General features: G+C 61.5%; 14 protein-coding genes, 1 tRNA gene and 1 pseudogene. 7 read left to right on the top strand and 9 right to left on the bottom strand.

Going from position 1 to position 19,127, the window contains the following annotated elements; all coding sequences use genetic code 11:
- Nucleotides 1-101 precede the first annotated feature (101 nt).
- Nucleotides 102-2,762 carry a Hint domain-containing protein gene (locus ACN2XU_RS05150; protein ID WP_419409342.1) on the bottom strand — a complete coding sequence of 887 codons (2,661 nt, stop codon included), beginning with the start codon at nt 2,760-2,762 and terminating at the stop codon, nt 102-104.
- Nucleotides 2,763-3,490: 728 nt separating this feature from the next.
- On the opposite strand from ACN2XU_RS05150, the pseudogene ACN2XU_RS05155 reads away from it, so the two are divergent.
- Nucleotides 3,491-4,030: pseudogene (locus ACN2XU_RS05155) on the top strand (tyrosine-type recombinase/integrase); the annotation flags it as partial.
- 52 nt (nt 4,031-4,082) lie between these two features.
- On the opposite strand, the gene ACN2XU_RS05160 reads toward ACN2XU_RS05155, so the two are convergent.
- The 4 genes from ACN2XU_RS05160 to ACN2XU_RS05175 form a co-directional block, all read right to left on the bottom strand.
- The gene (locus tag ACN2XU_RS05160) at nt 4,083-4,184 is read right to left on the bottom strand and encodes a DUF6362 family protein (RefSeq protein ID WP_419409343.1); all 102 of its coding nucleotides are present in this window, start codon (nt 4,182-4,184) and stop codon (nt 4,083-4,085) included.
- A gap of 185 nt (nt 4,185-4,369) precedes the next feature.
- Nucleotides 4,370-4,837 carry a hypothetical protein gene (locus tag ACN2XU_RS05165; RefSeq protein WP_419409344.1) on the bottom strand — a complete coding sequence of 156 codons (468 nt, stop codon included), beginning with the start codon at nt 4,835-4,837 and terminating at the stop codon, nt 4,370-4,372.
- A 398-nt stretch (nt 4,838-5,235) separates the two neighbouring features.
- Nucleotides 5,236-5,424 carry a hypothetical protein gene (locus ACN2XU_RS05170; RefSeq protein WP_419409345.1) on the bottom strand — a complete coding sequence of 63 codons (189 nt, stop codon included), beginning with the start codon at nt 5,422-5,424 and terminating at the stop codon, nt 5,236-5,238.
- 626 nt (nt 5,425-6,050) lie between these two features.
- Nucleotides 6,051-6,140: transfer RNA gene (locus ACN2XU_RS05175), tRNA-Ser, on the bottom strand.
- Nucleotides 6,141-6,461: 321 nt separating this feature from the next.
- Between ACN2XU_RS05175 and ACN2XU_RS05180 the strand changes: the two genes are divergently transcribed.
- The 4 genes from ACN2XU_RS05180 to ACN2XU_RS05195 all read left to right on the top strand — a co-directional run bounded on the left by ACN2XU_RS05180 (nt 6,462) and on the right by ACN2XU_RS05195 (nt 10,455).
- The gene (locus tag ACN2XU_RS05180) at nt 6,462-7,313 is read left to right on the top strand and encodes an SPOR domain-containing protein (protein ID WP_419409346.1); all 852 of its coding nucleotides are present in this window, start codon (nt 6,462-6,464) and stop codon (nt 7,311-7,313) included.
- Between the two features lie 213 nt (nt 7,314-7,526).
- The gene (locus tag ACN2XU_RS05185) at nt 7,527-8,720 is read left to right on the top strand and encodes a D-alanyl-D-alanine carboxypeptidase family protein (RefSeq protein WP_419409347.1); all 1,194 of its coding nucleotides are present in this window, start codon (nt 7,527-7,529) and stop codon (nt 8,718-8,720) included.
- On the top strand, nt 8,717-9,337 hold the full coding sequence (gene tmk / locus ACN2XU_RS05190; RefSeq protein ID WP_419409348.1) for a dTMP kinase: 621 nt from the start codon (nt 8,717-8,719) through the stop codon (nt 9,335-9,337). Before ACN2XU_RS05185 ends, tmk begins: the two co-directional genes overlap by 4 nt.
- Nucleotides 9,334-10,455, top strand: coding sequence for a DNA polymerase III subunit delta' (locus tag ACN2XU_RS05195; protein ID WP_419409349.1), 1,122 nt, complete (start codon nt 9,334-9,336; stop codon nt 10,453-10,455). The genes tmk and ACN2XU_RS05195 overlap by 4 nt, the downstream gene beginning before the upstream one ends.
- Nucleotides 10,456-10,723: 268 nt before the next feature.
- On the opposite strand, the gene ACN2XU_RS05200 is transcribed toward ACN2XU_RS05195, so the two are convergent.
- Complete coding sequence (locus ACN2XU_RS05200; protein ID WP_419409350.1) at nt 10,724-11,785, bottom strand: Mrp/NBP35 family ATP-binding protein; 1,062 nt, start codon at nt 11,783-11,785, stop codon at nt 10,724-10,726.
- A 227-nt stretch (nt 11,786-12,012) separates the two neighbouring features.
- On the opposite strand from ACN2XU_RS05200, the gene ACN2XU_RS05205 reads away from it, so the two are divergent.
- Both ACN2XU_RS05205 and ACN2XU_RS05210 read left to right on the top strand, forming a co-directional pair.
- A complete protein-coding gene (locus ACN2XU_RS05205) occupies nt 12,013-12,231 on the top strand; it encodes a DUF1127 domain-containing protein (protein WP_419409351.1) in 219 nt (72 codons plus the stop codon).
- 604 nt (nt 12,232-12,835) lie between these two features.
- Nucleotides 12,836-15,901 (top strand): valine--tRNA ligase, encoded by a 3,066-nt coding sequence (locus tag ACN2XU_RS05210; protein ID WP_419409352.1) that lies wholly within the window; start codon nt 12,836-12,838, stop codon nt 15,899-15,901.
- Between the two features lie 110 nt (nt 15,902-16,011).
- Here ACN2XU_RS05210 and ACN2XU_RS05215 read toward each other — a convergent pair whose 3' ends face one another.
- From ACN2XU_RS05215 to folE2, 3 genes are all read right to left on the bottom strand, one after another.
- A complete protein-coding gene (locus ACN2XU_RS05215) occupies nt 16,012-17,460 on the bottom strand; it encodes a TrkH family potassium uptake protein (RefSeq protein WP_419409691.1) in 1,449 nt (482 codons plus the stop codon).
- A gap of 129 nt (nt 17,461-17,589) precedes the next feature.
- Nucleotides 17,590-17,814, bottom strand: coding sequence for a hypothetical protein (locus ACN2XU_RS05220; protein WP_419409353.1), 225 nt, complete (start codon nt 17,812-17,814; stop codon nt 17,590-17,592).
- Between the two features lie 181 nt (nt 17,815-17,995).
- A complete protein-coding gene (gene folE2 / locus ACN2XU_RS05225) occupies nt 17,996-19,093 on the bottom strand; it encodes a GTP cyclohydrolase FolE2 (RefSeq protein WP_419409354.1) in 1,098 nt (365 codons plus the stop codon).
- Nucleotides 19,094-19,127: the final 34 nt, after the last annotated feature.

Genomic DNA, 19,127 nt, shown 5'->3' on the forward strand with positions numbered 1-19,127 from the left:
GTTCCTGTGGGATTCGCCGGTCTGGGCAAAGGGCGGGTCTAGGCTTCACCGCCTTTGGCGGCGACGCCTATTACACTCCGTCGCTGTCGGATGAAAAAGGGCTAACACGATCCAAGCGCGCGCAGCTGCGTCGGGATCTCTTTTCGCCGGTAGAAACTGCGGGCTGTTTGCCCGTAGCTTCGCAGAAACGCGTCTCTCTCCCGCGCGCGCCTCAGCGAGGGAAAGAGGCTGATCAGCTCATCATAGGCCCCCCTATCCAGCGCCTTGATCGCCTCCGGGCCCGGGAAGAAGCTTTCACTGGGCAAGCCGTTAGAAAAGATCACCTCATGACGCTCGAACAAGAGGTGCCAGTATGTCACGCTGCGGCATCCTTTCTTGATGCGCGCCGTCCCGCCACGCATTTCGGCGAGATGTTTTGCACGGATCATTATCTCGTTATTGTCGTGGCGGACCAAGACCCCATGTTGCGGCGACACGACAAGCGCGTCGTGATTGCCAAAAGCGCCGGGTTTGATCTCGATTGGCTTGAGATCCGGCATGCGGGACAGATCCTTGATCCCGAGACGCCTCATCCCGCGCCAAACCACCGGCTTGGGGCCGTTATCCTTGGTCAAGACCAGATCACCGGGGCAGAGACGTTCGATCGGCACCTCGCCGGTGGGCGTCAGGATGCGTGTACCGGCGGCAAAGCAGACGACGCCTGTGTTGTCGGCGGCAAAGCTGCTCTGGCTTGCGCCCTGAAACGTCAGGCTGTCGCCGGAAGCAAACCGTGCATTGTCCGAGTAATCAACTGCGTTGCCCGCGAGATCGGTGGTGTTCGACTGATTGAGAATTCCGTCATCGGCAAAGTCGGCGCGCAATTCCCAAATGTCGTCGTAAAAGGCGGAAAGGTCGATGAAGTCGTTGTTGGTGGCGTCACCATCGTTCAGCGCGCCGGTGTTTCCGATGTTGAAGTCGGTGATCGTGTCGGCCCCGTCACCGGGCGCATAAACAAAGGTGTCGTTTCCAGACCCGCCCGACATCCCGTCATTGCCGATACCGCCGGACAGGACATCATCGCCCGAATTGCCCAGAACCGTGTCGTCGCCGGATCCCCCCGAAACGCTGTCGTCACCGCCGCCGCCCTGCACATAGTCGTCGCCGTCTTCGCCGAAGACGGTATCACGACCCGCGTCCCCGCCGATATCATCGTTTCCGGCGCCGCCGTAGATCAGATCGTCGCCGCTGTCGGCATAGATCTCGTCCTGACCCTCGCCGCCCAGCAGCGTGTCAGCGCCCGCGCCGCCCCACATGGTATCGTCGCCGCCACGACCCTCGGCGTAAACGCCAATCGAGTCCGCGCCCGACGTCAGTGAATCGTTTTGCTCGGTAAGAATGAACCGCTCGACTTCCGAAAACGAAAGCGTGTCGGCACCAGAGGATACTTCCCCGGATTCATTGCCGAAATAGTCCACTGTCGCGGCAGTGGTCAGAGCACTCAGATCGACGGTGTCGCTGTCGACGCCGGCCTCGCCACCGACAATCGTATCCGCGCCGAAACCGTCACGGACGATAAACGTGTCGGACCCGTCGCCGCCATCAAGTCTATCCGCACCACCTCCACCGTCGATGACATCGTCGCCGCCGTTGCCCTCGATGGTGTCGGTGCCGTCACCGGCCACGATGGTGTCATCTCCGTCACCGCCGACCACAGCCATCCAGCGTGTGTCGGCACCACCATCGACAAAACTGGCCTGATCGTTGAGGATCAGTGTCTCGATTTCACTGAACGTAATGGTGTGGGTGCCGTCAGTTATCGTGCCTGCGTCGGGGCCTGAATAGCTTATGGTGATTGGACCCGTCACCTGGCTAAGGTCGATGGTATCGACATCGGTCCCGCCCGCGCCACCATCAATCGTGTCGTCGCCAAATCCGTCCTGAATGACAAAGACATCTTGTCCGTCACCGCCAGACAGGCTGTCTGCCCCTGCGCCGCCAGTGATCGTATCGGCGCCGGTGCCGCCTGAGAGTGTGTCCGCTCCCGCCCCGCCGCTGATGGTGTCGTTGCCTGCGCCACCCCTGATGGAGTCGTCGCCGGCATTGCCGTTCAGCGTATCGTCGCCGTCACCACCGATAATCGTATCGTTGCCGGAGCCTGCGGATACGAAATCGTTCCCCGCTCCGGCGTCAATATAATTTCCGCTGTCGTCAACCTGTGCCGCGGTCTGATTGGCGCTGATCTGGTCGGAATATCCATTCGAGATGACGTCGTCGCCACCGGTGCCGTCAATTACAGGTTGGAAATCCTGAGACACCCGGTCTGCGATCAGACCGGAATGGTTGCTGGAAACCGCGCCAAATGTGACGGATTGGATCGGTTTCGCCTCAAGCGCGTCCTGGTGGACATCCTGGAAATGCGATCCGGTCATGAATGTGTTGCCGACATCGTCCTGAATGACCGCCACAAGCCCGTTCCCGCTTGTGCCGTCTGCATAGGTGAAAGTCGCATCGATCACGACCAGCGAGTCGAAGTTGTAAAGCCCGCCGCCGTTTATCGAAAACTGGTCGTTGGCACCCTGGAAGTCATAGACGTTTGGATCGCTGCCGGTTGTCGCGCCATTTCCCGCAGGCGCAAAGGTCTGGATGGAATTGTAGAGCGGATTGCCCGGCCCCCCGAAGGTCTGACCGGTCAGAAGACCAGCGTTTTCGGCGACACTGTCCGTCTCGTTGACATCAAGTTGTGAAAACGTCCCGAGGTTGAAAACGTTGAAAGTCGTCGGCATTGGGCAACCTGTATCGCATCGCGGCTGAACTTGGCCCGGACAATTAAGCACAGGAAACCTTACCAATCCTAAAGCAGTGAAACCCCGGGCAACGCTGGCAAGAGCATCCAATCCATATCGGCGAGACCAAGGAGCAAAGCCGGAACTACGGCAGATAACACACGCACACCTCCGGATGGTCAGGCCACGTCGGGCACGGCTCCGATCACATCGAGTCCCATCAGGGGCTAGGAAAATAGGCGCAGGATATATCTTGCTCCCGGGCAGCGACGTGCCCAAACCGGCAGTTGGGGAAGGAAGACTTTGCTCGGGGCGAAAAACGATACACCGTCCACAAGCAGCCCTCACCGTCACCCTGTCATTGTTGACAACCGGTGCCGGCGTCGAGGTCTACGTCAGCCTTGCGGCAATCCGACAGAACTCAGGCCGATGGCCGTTTCCAAGCCCAGTTTCGGCCCAAAGACGCGCCTATGAGGTTCGGCCAGTTCAACAAAAATCACTCTACACGCAAAAATTTCGTGCTCGTCAGAGCGGTCTGACTGGTTCGCAATGGGGAAAATGGCGGAGGATAATCCGTACAACCACCGTTTTCCCACGTTCCTACGTGTCTGGATTCACCCACATATTATACTGTGATAAAACAATAAAAATCCATGCGCCCCCGTTGCTGTTCGCACCTGCCTGTCCGAAATCAAGATGAAGTGTGGGAACAAATGTGGCAACGATCTATGCCGCTGAATGCTCGCAAGGTGGAAGCTGCCTCGCCCGGATGCCATGGCGATCGGCGCGGCCTTTTCCTCTACGTCAAACCTTCCGGCGCGCGATCTTGGGTGCTGCGCTATCACGTGGCGGGACGGCGACGTGATCTTGGGCTTGGCCCTTATCCCGATGCCAGCCTCGCCATGGCGCGAGAACGGGCGACTGAGGCGCTGCGGCTCATTGCCGATGGCGAAGACCCCATCGCCAAGAATCAACAGGTCAAGCCCAAGACCTTCCGCGACGCCGCGCTGGAATTGATAGAAAGCAAGCGTCCCGGCTGGAATAACGCCAAGCACGCGGCGCAATGGACTTCAACGCTCGCAGCCTACGCCTTTTCAAGATTGGGCCAAGTGCAGGTCGCCAAGGTTGAACCGGCGGATGTGGTCGTGGCGCTCAAACCGATCTGAGCGAAGAAACCAGAAACCGCAAATCGCGTACGTCGGCGGATCGAAGCAGTGATCGACCATGAGTCGGCGCTGGGGATACGTGAGGGCGACAACCCGGCGCGCTGGCGCGGGCATTTGGACCACCTTTTGCCTAAGCCGACCAAGGTGCACTCGGTTAGGCCCGCAGCCAGACGATCTTGCCGTCTTGCGGCTCGAGCCCCGCGGTCCAGGTCAGCGTCTCTTCCATCCTGCTGATGGATTGCGGCGATGGAAGCACGCGGATTTTCCTGGGCTCTTGCCCGACCTTGTCCGCGAAACTGTGAACGATCTCTGGTCAGGTCCTGAAGTACCCTAGCATGCGTGGCTCCGGCAGCCGTTTGAGCACGAACGCCGCCTCCGACAACCGGGCTTCCACGAGGCCGGCGGTCCAGACCAAGTTGTGCGAATTCGCATGAGCGTTCATCACTGCCCGCCCTTCGAGTCGAGGGCCCACGGAAGGAGCGCGAGCGCATCGGTCTCGTTGTCATCCTGTGGAGAAAAGCCACGCTGCCGGATCGCTTCGATCATGGCGGCCTTTTTCGCATTGCCCTTGCCGGTGGCAAAACGCTTGATGGTGCCCACGGGCACGCCTTCGTAAGGGATGCCGCGCAACTCCGCCCATGCGGTGAGCGTGGCCATGTGCCCGCCATAGACGTGGCTTGCATCGGTGCCGGCGTGTCGGCGGACTTCCTCGAACCAGATCGTAGAAATAGGGCCTGAAAGCCTGTCGAGTTCAGTCATCCAGTTGGTGAAGCGCAGGTACCGCATGCCGCCACCGTCGAAGCGGCGTGGCCGAAAACACGCGGTTCCGCTGACGATCAGCCCGTCCGCGCCGCGCAACGCCCAGCCGGTCTCCGTGCCGAGACCAAGGGCGAGCACGGGATGAGGCAATGCATCCTCAGCATGGGATTTGAAGTCGCTGGCGGGTGCGACGGATGTGACGGGTCGTTTGGTAACTCTTTACGGGCGCGCGTATGCGTGCGTGACGGTTATTTGGGTATGACCCTCACATCCGTCGCGGTGTCTGATTTCTTTGGCATTTTTAAACTCCGGTCAAATAGGTCATCATCGCTGTCGCAAACCTTGATTCCCTGGAATCCGCGGGCGTTTCTGGTGTTGCGTTTCTCGAATCCGCGAGCGCCAAGACTTTCAGAGAAGCGCTTCATTGAACCGGCGTATTCGCCGTTCGCCTCGGCCCAGAACTTCCAGCTGGCAAAGAGCGCGCTCGAGCCGGTCCAGTGCGATGGGCCTGTCTCACACCGTTCCTCGATCCAGCGTCCAAGCGCATCTCATGCCTCAAAGTAATCCTCGGTCGCCGCCATCACCGCTTCGGGCGGCCGCAACCCGGTCTCCTGCCATTCGAGGCATCCTCGCAGCGCCCAGGCGAGGATGCCGTCCCGTTCAGCCAGCAGACGGTCAGGCAGGCGGTGTCCACATTGTTCGTCGCCGCTGGTCCGGTGTGTTGAAACTGAGAACATGGCGTTCAATAATCTCTGGTTCGAGTGTGCTGAATGCGGTGAAGAGATCGACCGAGAACCTTTGTTCGGAAAAGCCTTTGGCGATGTGAACGATCAAGAGGCCTATTCTGTCGCGAAAGATGGCGGAATGCCTTCGGTCACGACTTGTCCGATCTGCGACCGAGAATCTTGGAGTCGCTGGGATCGCAAATGCGTCTTTTGCAACGAGGACCGGTTGATCTGCGATCTATGCGAAACCGAGTGTGATCCGGAAGACTAAAACAGCCTTGATGGCCTTTGTTCCTCATGTTCATGGGGAATGCAGAAAGCGATGCTCGATGACTGAAGCGGCCTGGTTTCCACCGATACAGTTGACCAGTGCTGGTTCGATCTGTGTTCCATCTTTAGAGCACGACCGCCGTCGAAGTGTTCAGCTGCATATTCTGAAATATCTAAGCAATTTCATTCGGTTGCAAGCTGATCACCAAATCGGCGCAGTCATGAGGTTCGGAGAATATCGGCCCTGAGAGACCGCTTCCGGCGCTCTTGGCCCGGTGGCCGGTGCTCAGCCCCTCCCTCATAACCCTCTAAAATAACGGAAAAACCCGGCCCCAGCCGGATCGAGAGAAACGTTTCTCAAGGACAAGTGGCGGAGGCTCAGGGATTCGAACCCTGGGGACGCTTTCACGCCCGCTGGTTTTCAAGACCAGTGCAATCGACCACTCTGCCAAACCTCCGGTGTCACGCCTGATAGCGCCCCGAAAATGATTCTGAAAGCGCACGGTCAAGGGAAAATCCGTCGCTCCTCTTGTCAGCAGGCTTTTCTTATGAACCGCATCGGGGTACTGTGCCTTCAAAAGGGCCGTAAAGTGCCCGAACCGAGGCAACAACACCGGGACATCTTCCAAACGATCCCGGCATATGGCGCGGCACCGCCGCGGACAAAAGGCGAGAGGCACGATATGAGCAGGTGGACCTTGGCACTCCGCAGCAGAACGCTGCGTAACTCAGTGCTAATCCTTGGATTTTTCGCATTGTCGGCCTGCGCCGATGGGCAGATGCCATCCTTCCTTCAGGGAAAGTCGAACGCGAATGTCGAAGGGGCCGTCACGCGCGCGGCCACCGGCGGGATCGGCACCGAAGAGACGATCGAACGTGACATCGAGGCTCCGGAGATCTTCGACGCGAAGGAAGCCGGGCTTTGGGACGGCCGCCCCTCTCTTGGCGGTGTCTGGGTTGCGCATCCGGACGTGGATGAGCCCGGCCGCGTGATCATCCGCAATGAGACCAACGGAAAATTCGTGATCGGCGCTCTTTTCCGCCGCGAGCGTCAATCGCCGGGACCGCGTCTGCAGGTCTCTTCGGATGCCGCTGCCGCGCTCGGCATGCTGGCCGGACAGCCAAACAATCTCAACGTTGTGGCGCTCAAGCGCGAGGAAGTCGCGCCCGCGCCTCAGCCACTGGCTCAGCCCGTCCCCGAAGGCGCGGTCCCTGCCGCGCCCGAAGTCGCGGAAAACGCGCTTGCCCCGGCTGACGCCGAACAGGATCCGGTCATTTCCGGCGCCTCCGCGGCCATCGAAACCGCGTCGCTTGCCCCGTCCAAACCCACCGTCACGCCGCCCGCCGCGCCGAAACCCGCCGCTGCGGCAGCCCCGGCTCCGAAGAAACCTTCGGCGCTGAGCAAGCCTTATGTGCAGATCGGCATCTTCTCGATCGAGCAGAATGCCAAGAACACCGCCACCGCGATGCGCCAGGAAGGCATGGTGCCGACAGTGAAAAAGCACAATTCCAACGGCAAGGTCTTCTGGCGGGTTATCGTCGGCCCGGCCCAGACCAAGGACGATCTGTCTGCCCTGCTTACCAAGATCAAAGGCACAGGGTTCACGGATGCCTATGCAGTGACGAACTGAACCGGCGCGCCCATTCGCGATACATTTTATCCCTGCGCCCCTCAGCGCAGGGATTTTTTTTGTTGCACACCACAGAGCGCCAAAGGCTGCACGGTCCAGCCAACAGGGCCGTCCCGCCGCGGAACGCGCAAAACCCCGCCGCATCGGCGTGACAGCCCCGGCGCAATCGGCCATAAACGTGCTGACTCGAGCATTCCCCAGAGGAGCATTCCCATGACCGCCCTCCCCCGTCGCCTTCTGACTGGCGTTGCCGCCCTGGCCCTCATGGCCAGCCAGGCGTTCGCCTTCGACACCCGCGCCAAGGCCGCCTTTGTCATGGATCAGACAACGGGCACCGTCCTTATGGCCAAACGCGCCGATGAGGCCCTGCCACCGGCCTCCATGTCGAAACTCATGACTCTCTACCTCGCCTTCGAGGCTGTGCGCGACGGTCGCCTTCGCCTCGATGAGGAGCTGCGCGTTTCGCAACATGCGATGAACTACGGCGGCTCGACGCTGTTTCTCAAGGCGGGCGAACGGGTGTCCGTTGATGACCTGCTGCGCGGGATCATCGTGCTGTCCGGCAATGACGCCTGCGCCGTGATCGCGGAGGCTCTCTCGCCCGATGGCACCGAAGCCGGTTTTGCCCGCCTGATGACCCAGCGCGCCCAGCAGCTTGGCATGACCTCTTCCACCTTCAAGAACGCCAACGGATGGCCCGCCGACGGCCATGTCATGTCCGTGCGCGATCTGGTCCTGCTGGCGCGCTATATCATCGAGGACTTCCCAGATTTCTATCCGATGTTCGCGCAGGAGGAATTCCTCTTCGACGAAAACGAAAGCCAGAACCGCTACAATCGCAACCCGTTGCTTGGCCTTGGCATTGGCGCCGATGGCCTCAAGACCGGCCACACTCAGGAAGCGGGATATGGTCTTGTGGGCAGCGCGGCCCAGGGCGAACGCCGGGTGATTTTTGCCATCACAGGTCTCGACACCGCCAAGGCCCGCGCCGAGGAATCCGAAAGCATTGTCAACTGGGCCTTCCGGCAGTTCGCCGAACAGACCATCGTTACCAAGGACAGCGCGATCGCCGATGCTGACGTCTGGCTTGGCTCGCAGGAGAGTGTGGCGCTGGTCGCGGACAAGGATGTCACCCTGCTGCTACCGCGCGCCACGCCCGGCGGGCTGAAGGCCGAGGTGGTCTATACCGGCCCCGTCGAAGCCCCGATTCAGGCCGGGCAGCAGTTGGCCGAGCTGATCATATCGCCAGAGGGGCTGCCGGAAACCCGGGTGCCGCTCTTTGCCAAATCCACGGTCGAGGCGGGCGGCTTCGTGGACCGTATGATGACCGTGAGCAAACACCTCATCACCCGCCTGCAGGATCAACCCAGCGGCGCCGACGCAGGTCAACCGCAGGACAACATGTGAAAAAACGCGGCCTTTTCATAAGCTTCGAAGGCATCGACGGATCCGGAAAATCAACCCAGACCAAGGCCCTCGCTGACCATCTGCGCAACATCGGACGCGACGTGGTTCTGACCCGCGAACCCGGTGGCAGCCCCGGTGCAGAGGAAATCCGCGCGCTCGTCCTGCAGGGCGAGCCGGACCGCTGGTCCGCCGAAACCGAACTGCTGCTGTTCACCGCCGCCCGCCGCGATCATCTCGAACGGGTGATCTGGCCAGCGCTGGACAAGGGCAGCGTGGTGATCTGCGACCGCTTCGCCGATTCCACCCGCCTCTATCAGGGGCGCTCCGGCCTGCGTGACAAGGTCGACGCGCTGCACGCGCTGATGATCGGGGTCGAGCCGGACCTTACCATTCTCATCGACATGGACGCGCACGAGGCCCTTCCCCGTGCCAAATCCCGCGCCACCGCAGAAGAACGCTTCGAGGACTTCGGCCTTGCACTGCAGGAACAGATGCGCACCGGCTTTCTGGCACTGGCCCATGCGCACCCGAAGCGCTTTCGCGTGGTCGATGGTGGCCACTCCGCCGAGACCGTCGCCGCCGAGATCCGTAAACACGTCGAAGACCACCTGTCATGAGTACCGACAGCGCCCTGCCCGAACCGGACCGCGTTCCCGGTGCGCCGCACCCGCGCGAGACCCCGCGCCTGATCGGTCAGCCGCGAGCCGAGGCCGACTTCCTGACGGCCTATACCACCGGGCGGCTGCACCACGGATGGCTGATCACCGGCCCGCGCGGCACGGGCAAGGCGACGCTGGCCTGGGCCATAGCCCGGTTCCTGCTGGCCACGCCGCCAGAGGCGGACGACGGCCTTTTCGGCGCACCGCCTCCGCCGGAAAGCCTGCACATCGACCCCGAACACCTGGTGGCGCGCCGCATGATGGCGCTCTCCGAACCGGGGCTGTTTCTGCTCCGGCGTGGCCCGAACGACAAGGGCGACAAGCTGGCCGCAGAAATCCGCGTCGGCGAGGTGCGCAAGCTGGCGAACTTCTTTGCGCTCTCTGCTGCTGACGGCGGGCGGCGCGTGGTCATCGTGGATGCTGCGGATGATCTGAACGTACAGGCCGCCAATGCCATCCTCAAGATGCTCGAAGAGCCGCCCGCCCGCACCACGCTGCTGCTGATCTCGCACCAGCCGGCCCGGCTGTTACCAACGATCCGCTCACGCTGCCGCGAACTGCGGCTTGGCCCGCTTGACGCCGGGCAGATGGCCGAGGCACTGACACAGGCGGGCATAGAGACACCGGACGCAGGCGCTGCGGCGCTGGCCGAACTGGCTGGCGGTTCCGTCGGCGCGGCGGTGCGCTTGCTGAACCTTGACGGTCTTGCGCTCTACCGCGAACTGCTTGGCGTACTCTCCAGCCTGCCAAGCCTCGACCGTCCAAGATTGCTTGCCCTGTCGGACAGCTGCGGCGGAAAGGGACGCGAGGAGCGGCTGGACCTGCTGCTGACATTGACCGACCTGCTGACCGCGCGCATCGCCCGCACCGGCGCCACAGGACAACTGCCCGCAGCCGAGGCCGCGCCGGGCGAACACACCGCTTTGCCCAAACTCGCTCCGGACGTCCGTGCCGCCCGACGCTGGGCCGACATGGCGCAGAAGGCCGCCGACCGTGCCCGCCACGCTCGCGCCGTCAATGTCGATCCGGCGACGCTTGTGACCGATCTATTCTTGCAGCTGCAAAAGGCCGTGTGAGCAAAAGGAACGGTTTCGGCCCGAATCGGGAATCGCCCGGTAGTCGGTTTTCCTCGGGACGCCGTTTCTTTTCCGGCGGCCCCCCCTGACTTTCTTGTTCACCGGACTTTCTTGTTCAGGAGAAGGCGGAAATGACGCCGCTGATCCCGGCCAGACCCTCTGGGTGGTTTCCTGCGATCGTGTAGTAGCGGCACTGTGCCCCCGCGCGCCGCAGTGATCCTGCCGCGCGGGGACTTTATCTCGGACCGGCAGCTCACCGGGGCGGGCGTTACAGGATGCCGCCGTGAATCAGCCTGTCGGCCAGCTGTGCGTAGGCCTGCGCCATTGGCCCATCGCCCAGTGCGACCGGCCAGCCGTCGTCGCCGCCAAGCCGGGTCTCAAGATCAATGGGCAATTGCGCCAGCAGCGGCACGCCAAGCTTTTCCGCCTCCGCCGCGACGCCGCCGTGACCGAAGATATGGCTGTCCTTGCCGCAATGCGGACAGGTGAACACCGCCATGTTCTCGATCAGCCCCAGCACCGGTGTCTTGAGCGTGGCAAAGGCGTCCAGCGCCTTGCGCGCATCGAGCAGTGCCACGTCCTGCGGCGTGCTGACGACGATCGCGCCAGCGACCTCGCTTTTCTGACACAACGACATCTGCACGTCTCCTGTGCCGGGAGGCAGGTCGACGATCAGCACATCCTGCGTACCCCAATTCACTTGCATCAACATCTGCTGCAGAGCGCCCATCAGCATCGGGCCACGCCAGATCACCGCCTTGTCCTCGGCCAGCATCGAGCCAATGGACATCACCGTGACGCCATGGGCTTTGAGCGGCGTGATCATCTTGCCGTCCGGGCTTTGCGGCTTGTCCGTCAGGCCGAACATGCGCGGCTGCGAAGGGCCGTGAATATCCGCATCCAGCAGTCCTACGCGCTTGCCCGCGCGGGCCAGCGCCACGGCAAGATTGGAAGACACGGTGGACTTGCCCACGCCGCCCTTGCCCGAACCGATGGCGAGGATGGTCTTGACGCCCGGCGGGCGCATCGGCCCTTCCTGCGCTTTGGCATGGCCGCCGATCTTCAACGAGGGCGCCTTGGGCGCGTCATGTGCGGTCAGCACCGCGCTCACCGAGGTGACGCCGGGCACCTGCCCGACAGCGCGCTCTGCCGCTTGGCGCAGCGGCTCCATCAGGCGGGCAATTTCGGGGCTTGGCGCTTCGATGACAAAGCGCACAGCACCCGTTTCTTCGCGCAGGGCTCGAATCATGTCCCGGGAAATCAGGTTTCCTCCGTCCGGCAATTCAAGCCGTTCAAGCGCTTTGCGAACGTCGTCCAGTAATTCTGCCATGCTCATCCTCTGTGCGTGTTGCCGCATTACGTGGCTGTAACCTAAGGTCAACTCAACCGTGACACCAGAATGTGCACATTTTTCAAGCTTAACACAAACTTAACCCCTCTGCTTCCCATGCATTTGCTGCATAGCGGCATTGACGCCCTGTCTATTGTGCAGGTGCAGCAATTGCCCCATGTTTAGCGCAACCAGACAGTAACACCCGGCCAATGAGGCACGATACAATGGCATACGCAACCGACCTTACAAACCGCGCTCCCTCCGGATTGGGGGCATTCTTCTCGACGCTGACAGGCGATCTGCGCGCTCGTTTCTCCCGCCGCAAGGTTTACAAGACGACCTTCCGCGAGCTGGCGTCCCTGAGCGACCGTGAACTCAATGATCTCGGCCTGAACCGGACCATGATCCGCCGCGTCGCCTATCAGGCGGCCTACGAAATGTAAGAATTCCGCCGGGGTCTCTCCTCCTCCCTGACCCCTTCGGGACCATCGCGGTGATGTCTCTCCTCCTCCCTGACGTCATCGCGCTCAATACCGGGCCTTACGGCCCGACAAGATGAAGATCCTCTCTCCTCCTCCCTGAGGATCGACATCAAAGCGGCAGCTTCCTCTCCTCCTCCCTGGGAGCTGCCGCACGAGATTTCGGACCGGACGGTCCACGGCATTGGCATCGGACCCTCTCCTCCTCCCTGGGAAAGGTGCCATACAGCGGCAGAGCCCTCTCCTCCTCCCTGGGTGGCTGCCGCGCTTTTACCGGGCCTTCGGGTTCGAGACATGCGGGTTCTCTCTCCTCCTCCCTGAGAGCCTACATGCAGAGCGGCGGCTTCCTCTCCTCCTCCCTGGGAGCCGCCGCAAAAATTCGGATCGGGGCCCCTCTCCTCCTCCCTGGGGTGCCCGTACATGGAACGGCGACGCTCTCTCCTCCTCCCTGAGCGTCGCCGTTTTCTTTTTCCGGCCCGTCCATCCCCACGATCCAAGGGCAAAGCCCTTTCATTCCCGGCCTCATCCCGCTATCTGCCAAAGCAAGCAAATATTGGGAAAATGACCGATGGCGATGGACAAGAGTTTCGACGCAAAATCCGCAGAACCGCGCCTGTATGAGGCATGGGAAAAGGCCGGGGCCTTCCGGGCCGGGGCGAACAAATCGCGCGATGACAGCTTCTGCATCATGCTGCCGCCGCCGAATGTGACCGGCGCGCTGCATGTCGGCCACGCCTTCAACCATACGCTCATGGATATCCTTGTCCGTTGGCACCGGATGCGCGGCTTCGACACTTTGTGGCAGCCGGGTCAGGACCATGCGGGCATCGCCACGCAGCTTCAGGTCGAGAAGAAGCTGAAGGCGGAGAAAGGTCTGGCGCGGCGGGATATGTCCCGTGAGGACTTTCTCTCCCATGTCTGGGACTGGAAAACGCAATACGGCGGCACGATCATCGACCAGATGAAGCGGCTCGGGGACAGCTGCGACTGGGAACGCAATGCGTTTACCATGTCGGGCGCACCGGGCGCGCCTGCGGGCAACGAGGGCAACTTCCACGATGCGGTGATCAAGGTCTTCGTAGACATGTACGAAAAGGGCCTGATCTATCGCGGCAAGCGCCTCGTGAACTGGGACCCGCATTTCGAGACGGCGATTTCCGATCTTGAGGTCGAGAACATCGAAGTCGCAGGCCACATGTGGCACTTCAAGTATCCGCTCGCGGATGGCGTCACCTACACCTACGTCGAGAAGGACGAGGACGGGAATGTCGTCTTCGAGGAGGAGCGCGATTACATCTCGATTGCCACGACGCGCCCGGAGACCATGCTTGGCGACGGAGCCGTTGCGGTCTTCACCACCGATGAACGCTATGCGCCCATCGTCGGTAAGCTCTGCGAGATCCCGGTGGGTCCGAAGGAACACCGCCGCCTGATCCCGATCATCACCGACGAATACCCGGACCCGAATTTCGGTTCCGGTGCGGTGAAGATCACCGGCGCGCATGACTTCAACGACTATCAGGTCGCCAAGCGCGGCGGCATCCCGATGTATCGCCTGATGGATACGCGCGGGCAAATGCGCTCCGATGGTGCGCCCTATGCGGAGGCCGCACAGATCGCCATGGAGGTCGCGCAGGGCAAGCGGACCCTGACGGAGGCGGAGGCCGATGCGGTCAACCTGGTCCCCGATCATCTGCGCGGTCTGGATCGTTTTGAGGCCCGCGACGCTGTTGTGAGGGAGATTACCGAAGAGGGTCTCGCCGTGATGACCGTCGCCACCGACCCGCGCCTTGGCAAGCCGGTAAAAAAGCCGGTCGCCCCGGAAGAAGGCGGCGAGGATCGCACGGAGGAACTTGTCCCGCTGGTCGAGGCGAAGCCGATCATGCAGCCGTTTGGCGACCGCTCCAAGGTCGTCATCGAACCAATGCTGACGGACCAGTGGTTTGTTGACGCTGAAAAGGTCGTTGGCCCCGCGCTGGACGCGGTGCGCGGCGGCGATATCAAAATCATCCCGGAGAGCGGCGAGAAGACCTATTACCACTGGCTGGAGAACATCGAGCCGTGGTGTATCTCGCGCCAGCTTTGGTGGGGGCATCAGATTCCGGTTTGGTACCTGCCCGGCGAAGAAGACTGGATTGCGCTCTGCGCCGCCACCGAGGAAGAGGCGCTGGAGAAAGCAAAGCTGCGATTCCCGGACGACTATTCCATACGCATCGTCGCCGACCGCTTCGAGGCGGCCAAGGTATTGCAGGCGGATATCGACGTCATGGACACGAGGGACGAGGGTACGATCCGCACCTTCGAAGGGCCAATGACCATCCCGATGTTCCGCGACCCCGACGTCCTCGACACTTGGTTTTCCTCCGGTCTCTGGACCTTCGGCACGCTCGGCTGGCCAGAAGAGACGGACGCGTTGAAACGTTTCCACCCGACCGATGTGCTGATCACCGGCTCTGACATCCTGTTCTTCTGGGTGGCGCGGATGATCATGCAGTCGCTGACCGTGACCGGCGAAATTCCCTTCCACACCGTCTACCTGCACCAGCTCGTCCGCGACGAGAAGGGCAAGAAGATGTCGAAGACCACCGGCAACGTCATTGATCCGCTTGATATCGTGGACCAATACGGCGCGGATGCCTTGCGTTTCAACAATGCTGCCATGGCCTCCATCGGCGGCGTGCTGAAGATGAGCGTCGACCGGATCACCGGCTATCGCAACTTCGGCACCAAGCTGTGGAACGCCGCGCGGTTTGCGGAGATGAACGAAGCCTGCGGCTCGGATGGCACCATCCCGACGCCCAAAGCCACGCTCAACCGCTGGATTGTCGGTGAGACGGCGAAGGTGCGCGAAGACGTGGACAAGGCGCTGACCGAATACCGCTTCAACGACGCCGCCAGCGCGCTTTATGCGTTCGTTTGGGGCAAGGTCTGCGACTGGTATCTGGAATTCTCCAAGCCACTGTTCGATTCCAAGGACGCCGCCGTGGTGGCCGAGACGCGGGCAACGATGGCCTGGGTCATTGACCAATGCCTGATCCTGCTGCACCCGATCATGCCCTTCATCACCGAAGAGCTCTGGGCCGAGACGGGCAAACGCGATGGCTTCCTGATGCTGACCGATTGGCCGACCTATGGCAGCGATCTGGTGGACGCCGAGGCCGAGGCGGAGATGTCCTGGGTCATTGCCCTGATCGAAGGCGTCCGCTCGGCCCGCGCGCAGATGCACGTCCCGGCGGGCCTATATGTGCCGATGCTGGTCACTGGCCTTAATGACACCGAACGCGGCGCGTGGGAGCGCAACGAGACGCTGATCAAGCGCCTTGCGCGGATCGAAAGCCTTGAGACCGTCGAGAGCTTCCCCAAGGGCTGTGTGACGGTCCCTGTGGGCGGCGCGAGCTTTGGCCTGCCGCTGGCGGATATCATCGACGTGGCCGAGGAAAAGGCGCGTCTGGAGAAGACGCTGGGCAAGCTTGGCAAGGAACTCGGCGGGCTGCGCGGGCGTCTGAACAACCCGAAGTTCGCCGAGAGCGCTCCGGAAGAGGTGGTCGAAGAAACCAAAGCCAACCTGGCCGCGCGAGAGGCGGAAGAGGCACAGCTCAAAGAGGCGCTCGCCCGCCTTGCCGAGATCGGCTGAGCAGGCCCGGGTGCGGGGCACAGCCCCGCCCTACGGACTGTATCGCATAAAGACGCCCGTCTCCCCCGGAGGCGGGCGTTTTCGTTTGAGTATTTGTGAAGAGAAGAAGGTCAGCCGCGCCAGAAACGGATGGAAAACAACGTGAACACGGCCAGAACTTCGAGCCGTCCGGTCAGCATGGCAAAGCTCAGCATCCATTTCGCCGTGTCGTTCAGCCCCGCGAAGTTGCCCGCAGGGCCGATCTCATCGCCCAGACCGGGGCCTATGTTGGCAATGGCCGTGGCGGCGCCGCTGACCGAGGTGATGAAATCGAGCCCTGTCAGCGACAAGCCCACAGCAAGGACACCCAGCGAGACCACAAAGAACACGAAGAAGGACATGACGGAGCTGAGCACCTCGTCGGTGACGGGCCGGCCTTCGTATTGCGGTGTGAAGACGCCGTGCGGCGAGTAGATGCGCTTGAGCTGAACCTTTACCGAGGCGAAGAGCAACTGGTAGCGGAAAACCTTGACCGAGCAGGCGGTCGATCCCGCGCAGCCGCCGATCAGCCCGATGAAGAAGAATAGCATGACAAGGAAACTGCCCCACTCCATGTAGTCGACGCTGGCATAGCCGGTGCCGGAAATGATCGACGTAATGTTGAAGAGAGACTCGCGGACGGCCTGTTCCGGATGATGCGGGAATATCCACAGCAGGGCGACGGTGGTGACGCAGACGAGAAAAAGGATGATGGCAAGGAAGGTACGGATCTGCGCGTCCTTCCAGATCGCCGTGCGATTGCCTGCGACCAGCTGCACGTAGCGCACAAACGGCAAGGCCGCGAGGATCATGAACACCGAGGCAACATATTCCGCCGGTCCGGAGAACGTGCCGAAAGAGGCGTCGTAATTGGCAAAACCACCCGTCGAAATCGTCGTCAGCGCATGGACCGAGGCGTCGAATGGGTTCATTCCACACAGCAGGTAGGCGCCGGCGCAGATCAATGTAAGAGAAACGTAGATCGTTGAAATGGAGGACGAGATCTGCGTCGCACGGGGCAGGATCTTGCCCATGGTTTCGAAGGCTTCTGAGCGGAAGATCTGCATGCCGCCAACGCGCAGTTCCGGCAGGAACACCATGGCGACCACGATGATCCCGATGCCGCCAAGCCACTGCAAAAGGCCGCGCCAGAGCAGGATACCCTTGGGCAACGTGTCGAGCCCGGTCAGCACGGTGGAGCCGGTGGTGGTGAGCCCGGACATGGCCTCGAAATAAGCGTCGGTAAAGCTCGCCTGTGTCTCGCCCAACATCAGCGGCAGACCACCAAAAAGCGGCAGCGCGGCCCAGACGCCGACAGTGAGCAAAAAGGTCTGCTGGATCGTCAACCCTTCCTTGACCGCGTTGCGGCAGGCCAGCGCGGTCAGACCGCCAACGAGGATCGTAATCGCCGCACTTTCATAGAACACGGTCCAATGCCCCCGCCCTTCGGCAAGGTCCACGAGCATCGGCAGGAACATGGTGCCGCCAAGACAAGCGACCAGCAGGCCGATGACATAGGCGACGGGGCGGATATCGAACATGATCGCAGGCTTGGCCTCAGTCCGCGGGGCTGTCAAGCGCGCTTGCATCGTGGACCGCCTTGCGCCTTGAGGGTGGCGCTGCGGATGCACATCGGCTCGGAATAACGGACAGGCCGAACCGGTCTTGGTTCAGTTCAGCAAATCGCGGAAGACATGCGGCAGGATATCGCTCCGATCAAGGCCCATATCCGCCAGCTGTTGATCGCTGGCCGACTCAAGCGCAATGATCTCGCGCAGTCGCGCCCGGCGCATTTGTCCGGGGTTGAAGCCAAACCCGATCGAGGAAAAATAGCAGTCTATCTTCCTGGCAAGGGACGCATGTCCCATTGCGATCCTTACGTTGTGTCGCGGCATTTCGGAAACCTCCTGTCAGGCTAATCAGGCAATCGGCTTCCTCCCATCACCCGTCAACATCGCACAGTTTGCGTAATAAAACCGTGAAACCGTCCATCACGTTGTCGCGCGGCGGCTTTGATGCACAAAAAAACGCCCGTCGAAGCGGGCGCTTTTGTGAAAAGGCCAGTTTGCAGACGTTTCAGCCGACGTGAAACAGCGTGGAGAACAGTTTGGGATCAAGGCTTTCCGCCTCGAACAAGGACCCTTCTGTCAGCACAGACACAGCATCATGCGAATGCAGGCTTTCCTGATGCGACGCGACCACACGGTAATCGCCAATCCGCAAATCGGCCTGACAGCCCTGCGCAAAGAGGCGCGCGGCATCCTCGACGAAAATCGGATTGGCGGCGTTCAGTTCGGCAAACGCCTGCTCGTCCTCACGCTTGACCATGACCTGCGTCTCTGTCGGGACCGCGTCCCGGCACATTTCGATCAGGTCCTCGAACCACAGGCATTCGCCGTCCTTCACCTCGACCGAGACCCGCGCAACGGAGCGCTGCGAATGCGGCGTGGCCAGCTGACCGCGCGTGCGCCGCGCATGTTCAGAAAGCTCCAGAGAGCAGGGGCAGGTTGACGAATAGACATAGTCGAGGTGCATGATCTTGCGCCGCACCCCGTCCACTTCGACCAACTCCAGCGCAATGTCGTAATATTGGTAACCGGAGAGCCCGGACCGCAGCGAACGGACCTTCATCGGGAAGGAAAACCGCATGTTGATACGGGCATCGAAGCTTTCGAGATCGGTCTTGTAGTCATCCAGCGCCGCCTCAATCACTTCGAAGCTGAAGGTCTTTTCCGCATGCGCGTAGAAGGAGCGCATGATGCGGGACATGTTGATGCCCTTCTTGTCCGCATCGAGGCTGACCGTTCCGGTGACGCTTGTCTCCAGCGTCAGATCGCCATTGTCGCGGGTGCGGAATTGCAGCGGCAGGCGGAAGTTGGAAATGCCCACGTGCTGAATCGCCCGGTTTGCCCCTTTGATCAGGGAGGATGGTCCGTTCTGCAGATCCGGCAGAGACTCCTTATAAGCCGGATCGACCGCAAATTCGTCAGGATAGGCGCGGCGCAGGGCCGGGTATTCCTCTGGAGCGAGATCCACCAGGCGCGCCACCGCAGGATCGAGATCGCGCAGCTCGGTGCCCGGCTTGCCATCCGCCCAATGCCGGAGCAGCGCCAGCGCCGCCTCGGCTTCGTCGCGGCTCGGTTTCCGGTCAATTTCCGGCGTAAACATATTCATGGGGATCTCCCCTGCCCGTCGTGGTTCAAGTCAT

Origin of the sequence: Pacificoceanicola niger (genome assembly GCF_048553275.1) — a bacterium.
GTDB lineage: Bacteria > Pseudomonadota > Alphaproteobacteria > Rhodobacterales > Rhodobacteraceae > Pacificoceanicola.